General features: G+C 58.0%; 13 protein-coding genes and 1 pseudogene. 13 read left to right on the top strand and 1 reads right to left on the bottom strand.

Features of this window, described 5'->3' with window-relative positions; all coding sequences use genetic code 11:
* Positions 1-4 precede the first annotated feature (4 nt).
* Positions 5-329 (top strand): annotated as a pseudogene (locus tag H4V98_RS05870) (integrase core domain-containing protein); the annotation flags it as partial.
* Here H4V98_RS05870 and H4V98_RS05875 read toward each other — a convergent pair.
* The gene (locus H4V98_RS05875; protein WP_255532153.1) at positions 323-751 is read right to left on the bottom strand and encodes a transposase; all 429 of its coding nucleotides are present in this window, start codon (positions 749-751) and stop codon (positions 323-325) included. The pseudogene H4V98_RS05870 and the gene H4V98_RS05875 sit on opposite strands and share 7 nt — an antisense overlap.
* Positions 752-998: 247 nt before the next feature.
* Here H4V98_RS05875 and H4V98_RS05880 point away from each other — a divergent pair, with 247 nt between their 5' ends.
* From H4V98_RS05880 to H4V98_RS05935, 12 genes are all read left to right on the top strand, one after another.
* Positions 999-1,154 (top strand): hypothetical protein, encoded by a 156-nt coding sequence (locus H4V98_RS05880; protein WP_196863012.1) that lies wholly within the window; start codon positions 999-1,001, stop codon positions 1,152-1,154.
* A 1,358-nt stretch (positions 1,155-2,512) separates the two neighbouring features.
* Positions 2,513-2,734, top strand: coding sequence for a hypothetical protein (locus tag H4V98_RS05885; protein ID WP_196863013.1), 222 nt, complete (start codon positions 2,513-2,515; stop codon positions 2,732-2,734).
* A 168-nt stretch (positions 2,735-2,902) separates the two neighbouring features.
* A complete protein-coding gene (locus H4V98_RS05890) occupies positions 2,903-4,054 on the top strand; it encodes an ABC transporter substrate-binding protein (RefSeq protein WP_196863014.1) in 1,152 nt (383 codons plus the stop codon).
* 144 nt (positions 4,055-4,198) lie between these two features.
* The gene (locus tag H4V98_RS05895; protein WP_196863015.1) at positions 4,199-4,897 is read left to right on the top strand and encodes a transposase; all 699 of its coding nucleotides are present in this window, start codon (positions 4,199-4,201) and stop codon (positions 4,895-4,897) included.
* Between the two features lie 232 nt (positions 4,898-5,129).
* Complete coding sequence (locus H4V98_RS05900; RefSeq protein WP_280757334.1) at positions 5,130-9,872, top strand: glutamate synthase-related protein; 4,743 nt, start codon at positions 5,130-5,132, stop codon at positions 9,870-9,872.
* Positions 9,873-10,014: 142 nt separating this feature from the next.
* Positions 10,015-11,481 (top strand): glutamate synthase subunit beta, encoded by a 1,467-nt coding sequence (locus H4V98_RS05905; protein WP_280757335.1) that lies wholly within the window; start codon positions 10,015-10,017, stop codon positions 11,479-11,481.
* Between the two features lie 54 nt (positions 11,482-11,535).
* Complete coding sequence (locus tag H4V98_RS05910) at positions 11,536-12,369, top strand: ABC transporter ATP-binding protein (protein WP_280757336.1); 834 nt, start codon at positions 11,536-11,538, stop codon at positions 12,367-12,369.
* Positions 12,366-13,148 carry a lipid asymmetry maintenance ABC transporter permease subunit MlaE gene (gene mlaE / locus H4V98_RS05915; RefSeq protein ID WP_280757337.1) on the top strand — a complete coding sequence of 261 codons (783 nt, stop codon included), beginning with the start codon at positions 12,366-12,368 and terminating at the stop codon, positions 13,146-13,148. The genes H4V98_RS05910 and mlaE overlap by 4 nt, the downstream gene beginning before the upstream one ends.
* Positions 13,149-13,233: 85 nt before the next feature.
* The gene (gene mlaD / locus H4V98_RS05920) at positions 13,234-13,743 is read left to right on the top strand and encodes an outer membrane lipid asymmetry maintenance protein MlaD (RefSeq protein ID WP_280757338.1); all 510 of its coding nucleotides are present in this window, start codon (positions 13,234-13,236) and stop codon (positions 13,741-13,743) included.
* The gene (locus tag H4V98_RS05925; protein ID WP_280757339.1) at positions 13,740-14,510 is read left to right on the top strand and encodes a VacJ family lipoprotein; all 771 of its coding nucleotides are present in this window, start codon (positions 13,740-13,742) and stop codon (positions 14,508-14,510) included. Before mlaD ends, H4V98_RS05925 begins: the two co-directional genes overlap by 4 nt.
* A 177-nt stretch (positions 14,511-14,687) precedes the next feature.
* Complete coding sequence (locus H4V98_RS05930; RefSeq protein WP_280757340.1) at positions 14,688-15,323, top strand: ABC transporter substrate-binding protein; 636 nt, start codon at positions 14,688-14,690, stop codon at positions 15,321-15,323.
* Between the two features lie 14 nt (positions 15,324-15,337).
* The gene (locus H4V98_RS05935; RefSeq protein ID WP_280757341.1) at positions 15,338-15,631 is read left to right on the top strand and encodes an STAS domain-containing protein; all 294 of its coding nucleotides are present in this window, start codon (positions 15,338-15,340) and stop codon (positions 15,629-15,631) included.
* The last annotated feature ends 42 nt before the right edge of the window (positions 15,632-15,673 follow it).

Consider the following 15,673-nt stretch of genomic DNA (forward strand, 5'->3'; position numbering starts at 1 on the left):
GATTGAATCCACCCAGTACACGAGCATTGCCTTTGGCAATCGCTGCAAGGAAATGGGTGGGCGTCCTTCCATGGGAACTGTTGGGGACGCCTATGACAACGCATGGCCGAGAGCTTTTTGCTACTTTGGAGTGTGAGCTCATTGCCCAGCGCAGCTGGAAAACCAAAACCGAGGCACGCCTGGCCGTATTCAGCTGGATCGAGAGCTGGTACAACCCGCACCGGCGCCACTCGGCCTTGAACTACCTCTCGCCCAATAACTTTGAAAAGAAACATCACGACGACAACACCGTCAACACCGAAACCCAGATAATCCCTGAGTTTCAATGAGCAAGCTCGCAGTGTCCGTGGAAACGGGTCAACTCCACATTGACTGTGGCGAGCATCTGCTCTGCCAGTTTGTATCTCTCCAGTCGATGGCGGAACCTCAGGATGGTGCTCTCATCGGGCAGGCGTCCATGGGCATTGAGCTGGGCAAACTCCCGGTAGAGCGGGGTGTCAAAGAAGGCTTCTTCCATGCCCAGGTCCGACAGGCGAAACCATTGGCTGCATGCAGTGGATGCGCAGCATGGTCTGAAGGGCAAAGGGTGGGCGGCCGTTCTTGCGTTAGGGTAATACGGCGCAATGAACTCGACCAAGGCAGCCCAGGGAGCCACGAGCTCCATCTGGGCGAGCAGCTCTTGCTTGCGGGTTCGTTTGACGCCAAAGTTCAGATCAAGGTGGCTTTGCTTCATGGGCTGCGCGGATGCCATGCCTCGTCCGTGCCTGTCAGACTGACCCGGAGGTTTTGCAGGATGTCCCCAGGATCACACTTGTCGTGGTGAAAAACCGACCAACGAGTTCCTTTTGCTCAGATAGTTCGTTTAAAAAATGTAAGTAAATGTTGACTTAAAGTAAGCAGAAATCTTAAAATAAAATTGCAATTATTCTTAGCGAGTGAGTGCTTGCTAATTTATATTGCAAAGTGAAAATAATTAACAAATTAACTAATTGAATTTCATGCTGAAAATATTATCTAAAATGAAAATTTCGAGTGTTTTACTGGCGATTTCCGCAATTGTTCCTGCGCTTTATTCCGCGCCTGCTGCAGCAGAGGCAGGCAGTCGAGTTTGCGGGGTTGAAAATATTACTGATGGTTTATTTATACTAACTTAGGTTAATAAAGGTGACACGTCAACTTGTCTTCAGGCAATTACACAACTAGGTAAACTCATACCGAGTTACTATTTAAGTCGGGTCATATACATGCAAACTTGCGAGTATCCGTCCTACCGTTTTGGTGCCGGCAATGTTGATCGTGTTTGCGGCGGTAAATACCGTTGGACACGCGACAAAATTGATGGAAATCCATATTTCTTATTTGCAAAGCAACGTCAAATTAGTTTTTCTGATGGCAACCGACAAAAAAATAGAATTGTGAGTACTAGTATTGTTCAATACACTAAATTATTTCCAGAGAAGCCAATTTATTCATTTATAAATTGCTTTGGATATAATGAACACGAAAAATGGCCTATGAGCTGTTTTTAACTCAAAAAATTATTTTCTAATCGGCCCAGTTTGCTGGGCCTTTTTAATTAAAAAATTAACACGCTTTAACAGGCAATTGCATATTAATTTCCGCAATTATAAGCCGAATGATCGATATATTAAAGTTAATCAGTTCAGTAAACCTGCGCATTTGCCAGCGGTCGACCACCTTGTTTATTTCTGGCTAACGCGTTAGTTTTCAACACGATCGGCAAGCGTCTTTGACATTAGCCCGTCTTCATCGACTGCAAAAGCCGTTTTTGCAGCGACTTGGATGCCGTTTTCTCCTTTAGGTGATGCCCATCGTCTGGGCAATATACCCTTTGCGTGGCAGTGTCTAAATAATGGGCAGCTACGCTGTGCAATGGGCACGCATGCAACACGTTGGCCCTATCCACTGAGCGATTTCAACAACATGGTTACTGGCGCTGGCACCAACATCGGTGTATCGGGGTGTCTGCCTCTTCTTTGAAATTGGTGCACCGGAGAAAATTGATTTACTGTGTCCCCATGGGTGTTCTAAACAACCCAGTGGCAACCTTGTTGTCTGGGCTCTGCGGTGTGCAGCACAACGCCACGCTCGTGCCAGCGAGTCAAACTTGGACTTTTCTGGGGCACTTATTTCTCCACCGCGTTTATGCGCGTCAGTCGGCTTACCCGTGCGCACTCTGCGCAGCCACCCTTGAGTGACTGGAACCGTAAATTCGCGGTGCAACGGCATATCAAAGATGGCTTCTTTTATGGCATGGACTGATAGGCCGCACCACTGCTGCACGACTCACACGCACGCACGCACGGCAATGCCCACAACTTATCGGAAGGTCCGCTGCGTTGCTTTTTTGTTGATAGCGCAGCTATTGGCAAGAAAAGACGCCTTGCGGCCCATTCCGATCCGCACCATCACATCCTCGCGAGTGTTATGCAGTACATCCCTAAGTATTTCGCTGTTGGCAGCGCGCGCTGGAAGGTTAGGGAGTTTTTCGGTGCTGCTGCACGCGTCCGGACTGGTGCGCTGGCTGGTTCGGCCCGAACGCCTCAAACGCATGCTCGGCGCCCGGGTGCGGCAGTTGCCGGCTTTGGGCCAGTTTGCGGGTCCGCCTTTGGTGGCATGGATGGTGGCGCAGGTAGGAGGCTGGAAATCGACCGGTTGGGTCACCTCGGTTTGCTGTGCTATCGGGCTGTCACTGGAACGGCAACTTGAGTAGTTTGCAGCAAAGTTCTCAGGTGTACGCGGATAGACACGATTTTGGGGAATCAACAACGCCCAACACAAAATTCCTGAATGGACTAAAACACAAATTAATACTTCTATGACTATTTGAAATACCATGTATCAAAAGTCTGTTGGTCAACCTTATCTCAAAGGCCATGTCATGAAGTTCAATCGTCGCCAGATCATGCTGAGTAGTGTTGCCGCCACGGCGGTCATTGCCAGCCCCGCGTTGCGTGCACAAACCGGAAAAAACACCCTGAAACTGACAGTGGGGCAGTCTGTACCACTGACAGGCATGGCAGACCAGATTGGCCTGGCTTACCTCAATGGCGCGAAGCTCTGCTTTGATGCCCTCAATGCCGCAGGCGGTGCGGGTGGCTACCGGATCGATGTCAAGGCACTTGACGACGGTTACGACCCCGTCAGGGCCGCTGCCAATGCTCAAAATTTCATCAAGAACGGGGTCGATGCGCTGTTTGGCTTTACCGGTACAGCGAGTTGCGACGCGGCCTATGCCGTGGCAAAACCTTCCGGCGCCTTGTTTTTTGCACCCTTCGCGGCTTCGGACGCATTGCACGACCCTTCTCTGAGCAACGTGTTTCATGTGCGCCCGGCGCTGGCCGACGAGGCTTATAAAGTCGCGCGCCATTGCGCAACCCTCAATCAGGAACGAATCGCCGTGTTCGCTGAAGACGATGCCATGGGGCGTGCCGGCCTGGCAGCCGTCAACCAGGCGCTGGTTGACCTGAAACGTCCGCCACTCGTGGCCAGTGCCTTGTCGCCGGTCAACAGTGACAAGGTCGATGCAGCTGTTGCACAGCTGGCAAAGGCCAAGCCCCAGGCGATCATTCTGGTGAGCTTGTTCAACACGTCAGCAGCCTTTATCCGAAAAATGCGGCTCAGCGGCTATGGTGGTCAGTTCCTGACCTTTTCGGTGGTCGGCATTGATCCCTTGTTTAGTGCGCTGGGCAAGGAAATTGGCGGTATTGTTATTTCTCAGGTCGTTCCTTCTCCGCGCAGTACCGCCATGCCGCTGATCAAGGAATACCTGAAGGTGCTGAACCAGACCGATCAGGCGCCTAGCTACGAAAGTGTTGAAGGTTATATCGCCGCCAGTTGCTTTGCCGAAGGTGTGCGACGAAGCAGTGCAGGCACCGGCAAGCCGGACCGGGCTGGATTGCGCAAAGCATTTTCTTCCATGAGCGACTACGACCTGGGTGGTTTCCGGGTCAATTTGCGACCCAAAAAATACGAATCGGTACGCGCCATTGACCTGGTAAGCATCACACCTGACGGAAAGATCATCAGGTAATTCCCATCCGCTTAAAACCCGTCGCTGCGTTGCTTCGCTTTCTGGCCACCACCAGCGCGAAAGCAAACAAGCAAGCAGGCATCAGGTTATCTGGGAGTTGGCCAGATCAACTTATCATGGCGCGAACTTCTGGTGATGCAATTCATGGCCCGCCTTCCCCGTCTTACCGTTCCCGGTTACCCCCACCACATCATCCAGCGCGGCAATAACCGGCAGGCGATATTTTCAGCGGCCGCCGACTTCCAGATGCTGCTTTCGCTGCTGCAAGAAAACGCCCAGAAATTTGCTGTTGCGGTGCATGCCTATGTGCTGATGGACAACCATTTCCACCTGCTTGCCACACCGACCACGGCCGATGGCCTGCCGCTGATGATGCAGGCGGTTGGACGGCGTTATGTGCGGTATTTCAACGACCGCCAAGGGCGCACAGGCACGCTGTGGGAAGGGCGTTACCGCTCAACCGTTATCGACACTGACCGCTATTTGCTGGCGTGCATGGCCTACATCGACCTCAATCCGGTGCGCGCCGGACTCGTCAAGGAAGCGGGTGCCTACCCGTGGTCCAGCCATGCGCACTATGTTGGCCAGCGGGCAGACCGGCTGGTCACGCCGCATGCTCTATTCTGGACGCTGGGCAACACCCCGTTTTCGCGCGAAGCGGCGTATGCGGCGCTCGTTTCTCAGGGGATTGCGCTGGAACAGCAGCAGGAAATGACCCGTGCTGCGCTGGGTGGCTGGGCCATGGGCGATGAACGTTTTGTGGAAAAGCTGAAAAAGCAGACAAGCCGCCGTGTCGTGCAAGCTAAAGCCGGACGACCTGTATTGGTTCATAAAATTGGCTAAAACCATCAATTTTGCTTACAAACAATGCATAGTTTGCTATATATTTTGATATGTCCCTATATACCAAGATTTATAAAATAATCGTATTTAATAGGAATCTGACCCTGATTAAAAAATTTGATGTGAAAGCTGGCATGCGCTATGCTCATCTTTTGAAATTTGAAACACCCAGGCAAGCAGGACTGACGATCTTGATCGATGCTTACTGCTTACCCACTGACAAGGAATTGCCATGACCACGGCTGCTGAAATCAAGCACTTTGAACAACACGGTTTGTACGCGGGCGCCAACGAGCATGATGCCTGCGGTGTTGGCTTTGTGGCGCATATCAAGGGCCACAAGAGCCATGCGATCGTCGAGCAGGCCCTCAAGATCCTTGAAAACCTTGACCACCGGGGCGCCGTGGGTGCCGACAAGCTGATGGGCGACGGCGCTGGCATCCTGATCCAGCTGCCTGATGCGTTGTACCGCGAAGAAATGGCCGTCCAAGGCATTGCCTTGCCGCCACCGGGCGAATACGGCGTGGGCATGGTGTTTTTGCCCAAGGAACATGCGTCGCGCATGGCCTGCGAACAGGCGCTGGAGCGCGCTGTCCATGCCGAAGGCCAGGTGTTGCTCGGCTGGCGCGACGTGCCGGTGAACAAGGACATGCCCATGTCGCCGACCGTGCGCGCCAAGGAACCCATCCTGCGCCAGATCTTCATCGGCCGGGGCAACGACGTGATCGTCCAGGACGCGCTGGAGCGCAAGCTGTACGTGATCCGCAAGACCGCCAGCGCCGCCATCCAGCGCCTGCACCTGACGCACAGCAAGGAATACTACGTTCCCAGCATGTCCAGCCGCACCGTGGTCTACAAAGGCCTGCTGCTGGCCGACCAGGTGGGCATTTACTTCATGGACCTGTCTGATGCGCGCTGTGTGTCTGCACTCGGCCTGGTGCACCAGCGTTTTTCGACCAACACCTTTCCCGAGTGGCCGCTGGCCCACCCCTACCGCTACGTGGCCCACAACGGCGAGATCAACACTGTCAAGGGCAACTACAACTGGATGAAAGCGCGCGAAGGGGTGATGTCGTCGCCGGTGCTCGGCGCCGACCTGCAAAAGCTCTACCCGATCAGCTTTGCCGGCCAGTCCGACACCGCCACCTTCGACAACTGCCTGGAGTTGCTGACCATGGCCGGCTACCCGATCAGCCAGGCCGTGATGATGATGATTCCCGAGCCGTGGGAGCAGCACACCACCATGGACGAGCGGCGCAAGGCTTTCTATGAATACCACGCCGCCATGCTGGAGCCGTGGGACGGCCCGGCGTCCATCGTTTTCACCGACGGCCGTCAGATTGGCGCCACGCTCGACCGCAACGGCCTGCGCCCCTCGCGTTACTGCGTCACCGACGACGATCTCGTCATCATGGCGTCCGAGTCCGGCGTGCTGCCGATTCCCGAGCACAAGATCGTCCGCAAGTGGCGCCTGCAGCCCGGCAAGATGTTCCTGATCGACCTCGAACAGGGCCGCATGGTCGATGACGAGGAAATCAAGGCCACGCTGTCTCACAGCAAGCCCTACAAGCAGTGGATCGAGAACCTGCGCATCCGGCTCGACGACGTGGCTGGCAAGACCAAGGAAAGCGATGCAGCCGCGCCTGCACTGAACGAATTGTCATTGCTGGACCGCCAGCAGGCCTTCGGCTACACCCAGGAAGACATCAAGTTCCTGCTTTCGCCAATGGCCTCCAATGGCGAGGAAGCCACCGGTTCAATGGGTAACGACAGCCCCCTGGCCGTGCTGTCGAACAAGAACAAGTCGCTGTACAACTACTTCAAGCAGTTGTTTGCGCAGGTGACGAATCCGCCCATCGACCCGATCCGCGAAGCCATCGTGATGTCGCTGGTGTCCTTCATTGGCCCCAAGCCGAACCTGCTGGACATCAACCAGGTCAACCCGCCGATGCGGCTCGAAGTCAGCCAGCCCGTGCTGGGCAATGCCGACATGCAAAAGCTGCGCGACATCGAGTCGCACACCCAGGGCAAGTTCAAGAGCTATACCCTGGACATCACCTATCCGCTGGCCTGGGGCAGCGAAGGCGTCGAGGCCAAGCTGGCGTCGCTGTGCGCCGAAGCGGTCGATGCGATCACGACCGGCAAGAACATCCTGATCGTCAGCGACCGCGCCCTGAGCGCCACACAGGTTGCGATTCCGGCGCTGCTGGCGTTGTCGGCGATTCACCAGCACCTGGTCACGCAGGGCCTGCGCACCACTGCCGGGCTGGTGGTCGAGACCGGTTCGGCCAAGGAAGTGCACCACTTCGCCGTGCTGGCAGGTTACGGCGCCGAGGCGGTTCATCCCTATTTAGCACTGGAAACCCTGGCCGAGCTGTCGAAAGGCCTGCCGGGCGACCTGAGCACTGAAAAAGCGGTCTACAACTACACCAAGGCCATCGGCAAGGGCCTGTCCAAGATCATGTCCAAGATGGGCGTGTCTACCTACATGAGCTACTGCGGCTCGCAGCTGTTCGAGGCCATCGGCCTGAACCGCCAGACGGTTGACAAGTTCTTCACCGGAACGTCCAGCCAGGTCGAGGGCATGGGCGTGTTCGGCATTGCCGAAGAAGCGCTGCGCATGCACAAGGCCGCTTTCAGCGACGACCCGGTGCTGGCCAACATGCTGGACGCCGGCGGCGAGTACGCCTGGCGCGTGCGCGGCGAAGACCACATGTGGACGCCCGACACGATTGCCAAGTTGCAGCATTCGACGCGCGCCAACAACTGGAACACGTACAAGGAATTCGCCCAGCTTGTGAACGACCAGAACCGCCGTCACATGACGCTGCGTGGCCTGTTCGAGTTCAGGATTGACCCGAGCAAGGCCATCCCGATCGACGAGGTCGAGCCGGCCAAGGAAATCGTCAAGCGCTTTGTCACCGGCGCCATGTCGCTGGGCTCGATCAGCACCGAAGCCCACGCGACGCTGGCCGTGGCCATGAACCGCATCGGTGGCAAGAGCAACACCGGCGAAGGCGGCGAAGACCCCAACCGCTATCGCCAGGAACTCAAGGGCATCCCGATCAAACGCGGCGACACGCTGAAAAGCGTGATTGGCGAAAAAGTCGTGGAAGTCGATCTGCCGCTGCAGGACGGCGATTCGCTGCGTTCACGCATCAAGCAGGTGGCGTCAGGCCGTTTTGGCGTCACCGCTGAATACCTGGTGTCGGCCGACCAGATCCAGATCAAGATGGCGCAGGGCGCCAAGCCGGGCGAGGGCGGCCAGCTGCCCGGCGGCAAGGTCAGCGAGTACATCGGCCAGCTGCGTTTTTCCGTGCCCGGCGTCGGTTTGATCTCGCCGCCACCGCACCATGACATCTATTCGATTGAAGATTTGGCGCAGCTGATCCACGACCTGAAAAACGTCAACCCGCGCGCCAGCATCAGCGTCAAGCTGGTCAGCGAGACCGGCATCGGCACGGTGGCTGCCGGCGTGGCCAAGGCCAAGGCCGACCATGTGGTGATTGCCGGCCATGACGGCGGCACGGGCGCTTCGCCCTGGTCATCGATCAAGCATGCCGGCTCGCCCTGGGAAATCGGCCTGGCCGAAACCCAGCAGACACTGGTGCTCAACCGCCTGCGCGGCCGCATTCGCGTGCAGGCCGATGGCCAGATGAAAACCGGCCGCGATGTGGTCATCGGCGCATTGCTGGGCGCCGACGAGTTTGGCTTTGCCACCGCGCCGCTGGTCGTCGAGGGCTGCATCATGATGCGCAAATGCCACCTCAACACCTGCCCGGTCGGCGTCGCCACGCAAGACCCGGTGCTGCGCCAGAAGTTCAGTGGCAAGCCCGAGCATGTCGTCAACTACTTCTTCTTTGTCGCCGAGGAAGCCCGCCAGTTGATGGCGCAACTTGGCATCGCCAAATTCGACGACCTGATCGGTCGGCCTGATCTGCTGGACATGCAAAAAGGCATCGAACACTGGAAGGCCAGCGGCCTGGACTTCAGCCGCCTGTTCTACCAGCCGCAGGTGCCCGCCGATGTGCCGCGCCTGCATGTGATGAACCAGGACCACGGCCTTGAAAATGCGCTCGATGTGCGCCTGATCGAGAAATCGAAGGCCGCGCTGGAAAAGGGTGAAAAAGTCCAGTTCATCGAGGTGGCGCGCAACGTCAACCGCACCGTGGGCGCCATGCTGTCGGGCGAACTGACCCGCTTGCGCCCGGAAGGCCTGCCGGACGACACGCTGCGCATTCAGCTTGAAGGCACTGGCGGCCAGTCGTTTGGCGCTTTCCTGGCCAAGGGCATCACCATGTACCTGATTGGCGATGCCAACGACTACACCGGCAAGGGCCTCTCAGGCGGTCGCATCGTGGTGCGCCCGAGCATCGACTTTCGCGGCGACTCGCATAAAAACACCATCGTCGGCAACACCGTGCTCTACGGCGCGACCACCGGCGAGGCTTTCTTCAGCGGCGTGGCCGGCGAACGTTTCGCGGTGCGTTTGTCGGGCGCGACGGCGGTTGTTGAAGGCACGGGCGACCATGGCTGTGAATACATGACCGGCGGCACGGTCGCCGTGCTGGGCAAGACCGGCCGTAACTTTGCTGCCGGCATGAGCGGCGGCGTGGCCTATGTGTACGACGAGGACGGCCTGTTTGCGACACGCTGCAACACCTCTATGGTGTCAATGGACCGCGTGGTCACCACCGCCGAGCAGCATACCCATGACCCCTCCGACTGGCATGCCGGCCAAAGCGACGAAGAGCAGCTCAAGCGCCTGCTGCAGGACCACAACCGCTGGACCGGCAGCAAGCGCGCCAGGGAACTCCTGGACACCTGGAGCGTGTCGCGCCTGAAGTTCGTGAAAGTGTTCCCGAACGAGTACAAGCGCGCCCTGATCGAGCGCAAGGAGCGCCGGCTTGAAGCGGCCACTGAAACCACCCGAGCGCAGGTGGCGACCAACCGGGAATCGGTGCTGGCCAAATAAAGCGGACCGGGCCGGCGCGGTGCCGCAAGGCGCTGGCCGCTCTGGCCTGTTTATTATTTTGCTATCGTATTAATAGCTGCTTATACCTGCTGGATATGCACAAACGGCATTAAAAGCTTAAAAAATTGCACAGGAATTGATCATGGGAAAAATCACCGGCTTCATGGAATATGAGCGCATTGAGGAAGGCTACAAGCCCGTTCCCGAGCGCCTGAAGAACTACAAGGAATTCGTCATCGGCCTGGACGACCAGCAGGCCAATGTGCAGGCGGCACGCTGCATGGACTGCGGCACGCCGTTTTGCAACAGCGGCTGCCCGGTCAACAACATCATTCCCGACTTCAACGACATGGTGTTTCGCGACGACTGGAAAAATGCGATTGACACGCTGCACAGCACCAACAATTTCCCCGAGTTTACCGGCCGCATCTGCCCCGCGCCGTGCGAGGCGGCCTGCACGCTGAACGTGAACGACGACGCGGTCGGCATCAAGTCCATCGAGCATGCGATCATCGACCGCGCCTGGTCCGAGGGCTGGGTAAAGCCCCGGCCGGCCAAGCACAAGACCGGCAAGAAGGTCGCCGTCGTCGGCTCCGGCCCGGCCGGCATGGCCGCTGCACAGCAGCTCGCCCGCGTCGGCCATGACGTGACACTGTTCGAGAAGAACGACCGCGTTGGTGGCCTGCTGCGCTACGGCATTCCCGACTTCAAGATGGAGAAAATCCACATCGACCGCCGCGTCGAGCAGATGCAGGCCGAGGGCGTGGTATTTCGCACCGGCGTCATGGTCGGCAGCCTGCCCAAGGGTTCCAAGGTCACCAACTGGGCCAAGGAAACCATCACGCCCGAACAACTGCAAAAAGACTTCGATGCCGTGGTGCTGACCGGTGGCGCCGAGCAGTCGCGCGATCTGCCGGTGCCCGGCCGCGACCTGGACGGCGTGTATTTCGCGATGGAATTCTTGCCGCTGCAAAACAAGGTCAACGCCGGCGACAAGGTCAAGGGCCAGCTGCGCGCTGACGGCAAGCACGTCATCGTGATTGGCGGCGGCGACACCGGCTCGGACTGCGTCGGCACCAGCAACCGCCACGGCGCGGCCAGTGTCACCCAGTTCGAACTGATGTCCGAGCCGCCGATTGAGGAAAACCGCCCCATGACCTGGCCTTACTGGCCGATCAAGCTGCGCACCAGTTCCAGCCACGAAGAGGGCTGCGAGCGCGAGTTCGCCATCTCGACCAAAGAGTTGATCGGTGAAAAAGGCAAGGTCACCGGCCTGAAGACCGTTCGCGTCGAATGGAAAGACGGCAAGATGGTCGAGGTTCCCGGCTCCGAGCAGGTTCTGAAAGCCGACCTGGTGCTGCTCGCCATGGGCTTCGTCTCACCGGTGGCGTCGGTGCTGGACGTCTTCGGCATTGAAAAAGACAGTCGTGGCAATGCCAAGGCTGGAACGGACTTTATCGGCGGCTATGCGACCAACGTGCCCAAGGTGTTTGCAGCAGGCGATATCCGGCGCGGCCAGAGCCTGGTGGTGTGGGCAATTCGCGAAGGCCGCCAGGCCGCGAGGTCGGTTGACGAGTTCCTGATGGGCTATAGCGACCTGCCACGCTGATTGGCGTAATCCCTTATGATCCAGAAGCCGGAATCCCCGGCTTTTGTCTTTTCTATGCCCCCATCTTCCAACGCTTCCCTTGTCGAACTGCGCCACCTGACTTTTGGGTATGGCGAACGCGTCATCTTGGATGACATTTCGCTGTCGGTTCCCCGTGGCAAGGTCACCGCTCTGCTGGGGGCATCGGGTGGCGGCAAGACGACCATCCTGCGCCTGATCGGTGGACAGAATCGGGCGCAATCGGGCCAGTTGCTGTTCGACGGCCAGGACGTCACGCCGATGAACCAGGCGCAAATCTACGAAGCACGCCGCCGTATGGGCATGTTGTTCCAGTTCGGCGCGCTGTTTGCCGACTTGAGCGTGTTCGAAAACGTCGCCTTTCCGCTGCGCGAACACACCGACCTGCCCGAAGCGCTGATTCGGGACATCGTGCTGATGAAGCTCAATGCGGTCGGCCTGCGCGGCGCGCGTGACCTGATGCCCAGCGAGGTCTCGGGCGGGATGGCGCGGCGCATCGCACTGGCGCGGGCCATCGCCCTGGACCCTGAACTGGTGATGTATGACGAGCCTTTTTCCGGGCTGGACCCCATTTCGTTGGGAACGTCTGCACGGCTGATTCGCCATCTGAATGACAGCTTGGGGTTGACCAGCCTGTTTATCTCGCATGAACTGGAACAGACGTTTGCGATTGCCGACCATGTGATCATCCTGGCCAACGGCAAGGTTGCCGCTGAGGGAACACCCGACGCGGTGCGCCAGAGTACCGATCCCCTGGTGTACCAGTATGTGCATGCGCTGCCAGACGGCCCGGTGAATTTTGACTATCCCGGCGTCAGCGTCGAGCAGGACTTCGGTCCTGCCTCGCTGAAATCCGGAGTCGCCTCATGAGCTGGTACAAGCCTGCTGACGTTGGATTCGCCACCCGCAGCTGGCTCGCCAACCTGGGCGATGGCACCCGACTGTTCCTGCGGCTGCTGGCGACCTTCGGGTCAAGCTTCAAACGCTTTGGCCTGGTGCGTGACCAGATCCATTTTCTGGGCAATTATTCGCTTGTCATCATTGCCATTTCGGGGTTGTTCGTCGGTTTTGTGTTCGCTTTGCAGGGCTACTACACGCTGCTTCGTTTTGGTTCGACCGAAGCGCTGGGCCAGCTGGTCACGTTCACGCTGGTGCGCGAACTTGGACCGGTGGTGACGGCGCTGCTGTTTGCCGGCCGGGCCGGCACTTCGCTGACCGCCGAGATTGGCCTGATGAAGGCTGGCGAGCAGATCAGTGTGATGGAAATGATGGCGGTCGATCCGATCCAGCGCATCCTGGCGCCGCGTTTCTGGGGGGGCGTGATTGCCATGCCGCTGCTGGCCGCCGTGTTCAGCGCCATGGGTGTGATTGGCGGCTGGGTGGTTGGCGTGTTGATGCTCGGTATCGATGCCGGTTCTTTCTGGAGCCAGATCCAGGGCAGCGTCGATGTCTGGCGCGACGTGGGCAACGGCATCGTCAAGAGCATCGTATTTGGCTTTACCGTGACGTTCGTGGCGCTGCTTCAGGGCTACAACTCGCAACCGACGCCAGAAGGCGTGGCCAGTGCGACGACGCGAACGGTGGTGGTCGCCTCGCTGGCAGTGCTGGGCCTGGATTTCATCCTGACCGCGATGATGTTCACGAAGTGATGACTTTGAAAAAATTCGTGGGACAGACCTTTTCCGTGCGATTGCCCGGCGGGCATTGTCCTCAACCGTTTGGAAGGAAGTTTTGATGCAACGCTCGAAAATTGATGTGTGGGTCGGCCTGTTTGTGATGGTGGGCGCCGCGGCCATTTTGTTTCTGGCATTGCAGGCGGCCAATTTGCTGAACCTGAACTTTCAGCCCACCTACCGGATCACGGCTGAATTCGACAACGTGGGCGGTCTCAAGCCCAAGGCGTCGGTGCGCAGCGGCGGTGTGGTGGTGGGCCGCATTGAGGACATCAGCTTCAATGACCAGACATTCCAGGCGCGGGTCACGATCGACATGCAAAGCCGTTATGTTTTTCCCAAGGACAGCTCGCTGAAAATCCTTACGAGCGGCCTGCTCGGGGAACAGTACATTGGCATACAGGCGGGCGGAAATGAAGAAAACCTCGCCGCTGGCGATATCATCCGGCAAACACAGTCGGCCGTGGTGCTTGAGAACCTCATCGGGCAGTTCCTGTTCAGCAAGACGGCTGACGAAAGTTCAACATCGGCGCCTTCCCTGCCAGCAACTGCAACGACGGACAAAAAATGAAGCAATCCATCCCTCTGAAAAAACTCTCCGGCTGGGCCGCTGCAACGCTGGCAATCGTGCTGCTGCAGGGCTGCGCCACCGGTCCCCAGGCGAATCCTGTCGATCCACTGGAGCCTTTCAACCGTGGCGTCTACAGCTTTAACGAGGGGTTGGACCGTGCCGTGCTCAAGCCCGTCGCCACCGCCTACCAGAACATTACGCCATCGCCGGTACGCACCGGCGTCACGAATTTCTTTGAAAACATCTCGGATGTCTGGTCCATGGTGAACAATGCGCTGCAGGCCAAGCCAGCCGAAGCGGTCGATTCGTTTTTTCGCGTCACGACCAATACGTTCTGGGGTGTGGGCGGCATCTTTGATGTCGCCACCGAACTGAAAATCCCCAAGCACAAGGAAGATTTCGGCCAGACTCTTGGAACCTGGGGACTGTCGTCCGGCCCTTATGTCGTGCTGCCACTGTTTGGCCCCTCCAGCGTGCGCGATACAGCGGGCCGGTTGGTGGACATGCAGGGTGACCTGGTATCGCAGTCAGGCAATGTCCCGGTGCGCAATTCCCTGAAGACCCTGGACCTTGTCGACACGCGGGCCAGCCTGCTTCGTGCCGGCGAACTGCTTGACCAGGCCGCACTCGACAAATACGCCTTCACCCGCGATGTGTATTTGCAGCGCCGTGAGAGCCTGATTAACGGCAACCAGCGTACCGAACCCGAAGAGCGCTTCGACCTGCCCGCAGGTGCGTCTGCGTCGCCTGCGCCTAACCCACAGTAACGCAATAATTTGGTAAAGCTTTGGTAACAAGCTTTACCAAAGCGTTTTAAAACTTTATCGGCTGATGCCGAACCAAACTGCAAAATAGTTCATCACACATGGCTTGCTGCCAAGGCGTATATGAAATTTTGCATAACGCTGCCGGCAGCCATCTGTTTAGACTTGGAAAGAAAAACCATGAACCGTAGAACTCTCGGACGTTTGTTGACTGCCACGCTCAGCCTGGCCCTGCTGGCGTCGGCTCCTCTGGTTCGCGCTGCCGAAGAAGCCCCGGATGCGCTGATCAAGCGCGTTTCCAGCGAGGTGCTGGACGCGATCAAGGCGGATAAAGCCATTCAGGCCGGCGAAATGAACCGCGTCATGGCATTGGTGGATACCAAGGTCATGCCCAACGTCAATTTCACCCGCATGACGGCTTCTGCGGTTGGCCGTAACTGGCGACAGGCCACACCAGAGCAAAAAGCCCGGTTGCAGCAAGAGTTCAAAACCCTTTTGATCCGCACCTATTCAGGCGCGCTGTCGCAGGTCAACGACCAACAGCTCAACGTCAAGCCCTTGCGCGCGGCCGCTGGCGACAACGAGGTAACTGTCCGCACCGAGGTGTTGGGCCGCGGCCAGCCGGTCCAGCTGGACTACCGCATGGAAAAAACACCCAGCGGCTGGAAAATCTATGACCTCAACGTACTGGGCATCTGGCTGGTGGGAACTTACCGCACCCAATTTGCCCAGGAAGTCAGCGCCAAGGGTCTCGACGGACTGATTGAGTCGATGGCGCAGCGCAACCAGACCAACGCCGGCAGCGGCAAGTCCTGAACACGTCGATTGACATGCTGAAACTTCCTGCTGTACTGACCCATGCCGCAGCATGCGGCTTTTTTGACACCGTGGCAAAGGAAGTGCCTTCGATGCCCGGCGAAGTGGTCGTGGATGCCAGCGCGTTGAGCCAGTTCGACTCGTCGGCGCTGGCCATCCTGCTGGAATGCCGCCGGCTGGCTTTGGCGGCGGGCAAAGGTTTTTCGGTGCAGGGCGCGTCCGGTCAATTGATGCAATTGGCCGACGTCTATGGCGTTGCCACGCTGGTTCCCGCTGCGCCGCAATCACCTTCAGTCGCTGCCGCCTGAGCACCTGATTCGTGTGCAGGCAAGGGCTGGAAAGGCCTTGGC

Source organism: Polaromonas sp. CG_23.6 (assembly GCF_029892315.1).
Classification (GTDB): Bacteria; Pseudomonadota; Gammaproteobacteria; order Burkholderiales; family Burkholderiaceae_C; genus Polaromonas.

Coding starts and splice junctions, on each gene's coding strand:
- H4V98_RS05875 (WP_255532153.1), bottom strand. CDS start 751: ATGGCATCCGCGCAGCCCATGAAGCAAAGCCACCTTGATCTGAACTTT.
- H4V98_RS05880 (WP_196863012.1), top strand. CDS start 999: ATGCTGAAAATATTATCTAAAATGAAAATTTCGAGTGTTTTACTGGCG.
- H4V98_RS05890 (WP_196863014.1), top strand. CDS start 2,903: ATGAAGTTCAATCGTCGCCAGATCATGCTGAGTAGTGTTGCCGCCACG.
- H4V98_RS05895 (WP_196863015.1), top strand. CDS start 4,199: ATGGCCCGCCTTCCCCGTCTTACCGTTCCCGGTTACCCCCACCACATC.
- H4V98_RS05900 (WP_280757334.1), top strand. CDS start 5,130: ATGACCACGGCTGCTGAAATCAAGCACTTTGAACAACACGGTTTGTAC.
- H4V98_RS05905 (WP_280757335.1), top strand. CDS start 10,015: ATGGGAAAAATCACCGGCTTCATGGAATATGAGCGCATTGAGGAAGGC.
- H4V98_RS05910 (WP_280757336.1), top strand. CDS start 11,536: ATGCCCCCATCTTCCAACGCTTCCCTTGTCGAACTGCGCCACCTGACT.
- mlaE (WP_280757337.1), top strand. CDS start 12,366: ATGAGCTGGTACAAGCCTGCTGACGTTGGATTCGCCACCCGCAGCTGG.
- mlaD (WP_280757338.1), top strand. CDS start 13,234: ATGCAACGCTCGAAAATTGATGTGTGGGTCGGCCTGTTTGTGATGGTG.
- H4V98_RS05925 (WP_280757339.1), top strand. CDS start 13,740: ATGAAGCAATCCATCCCTCTGAAAAAACTCTCCGGCTGGGCCGCTGCA.
- H4V98_RS05930 (WP_280757340.1), top strand. CDS start 14,688: ATGAACCGTAGAACTCTCGGACGTTTGTTGACTGCCACGCTCAGCCTG.
- H4V98_RS05935 (WP_280757341.1), top strand. CDS start 15,338: ATGCTGAAACTTCCTGCTGTACTGACCCATGCCGCAGCATGCGGCTTT.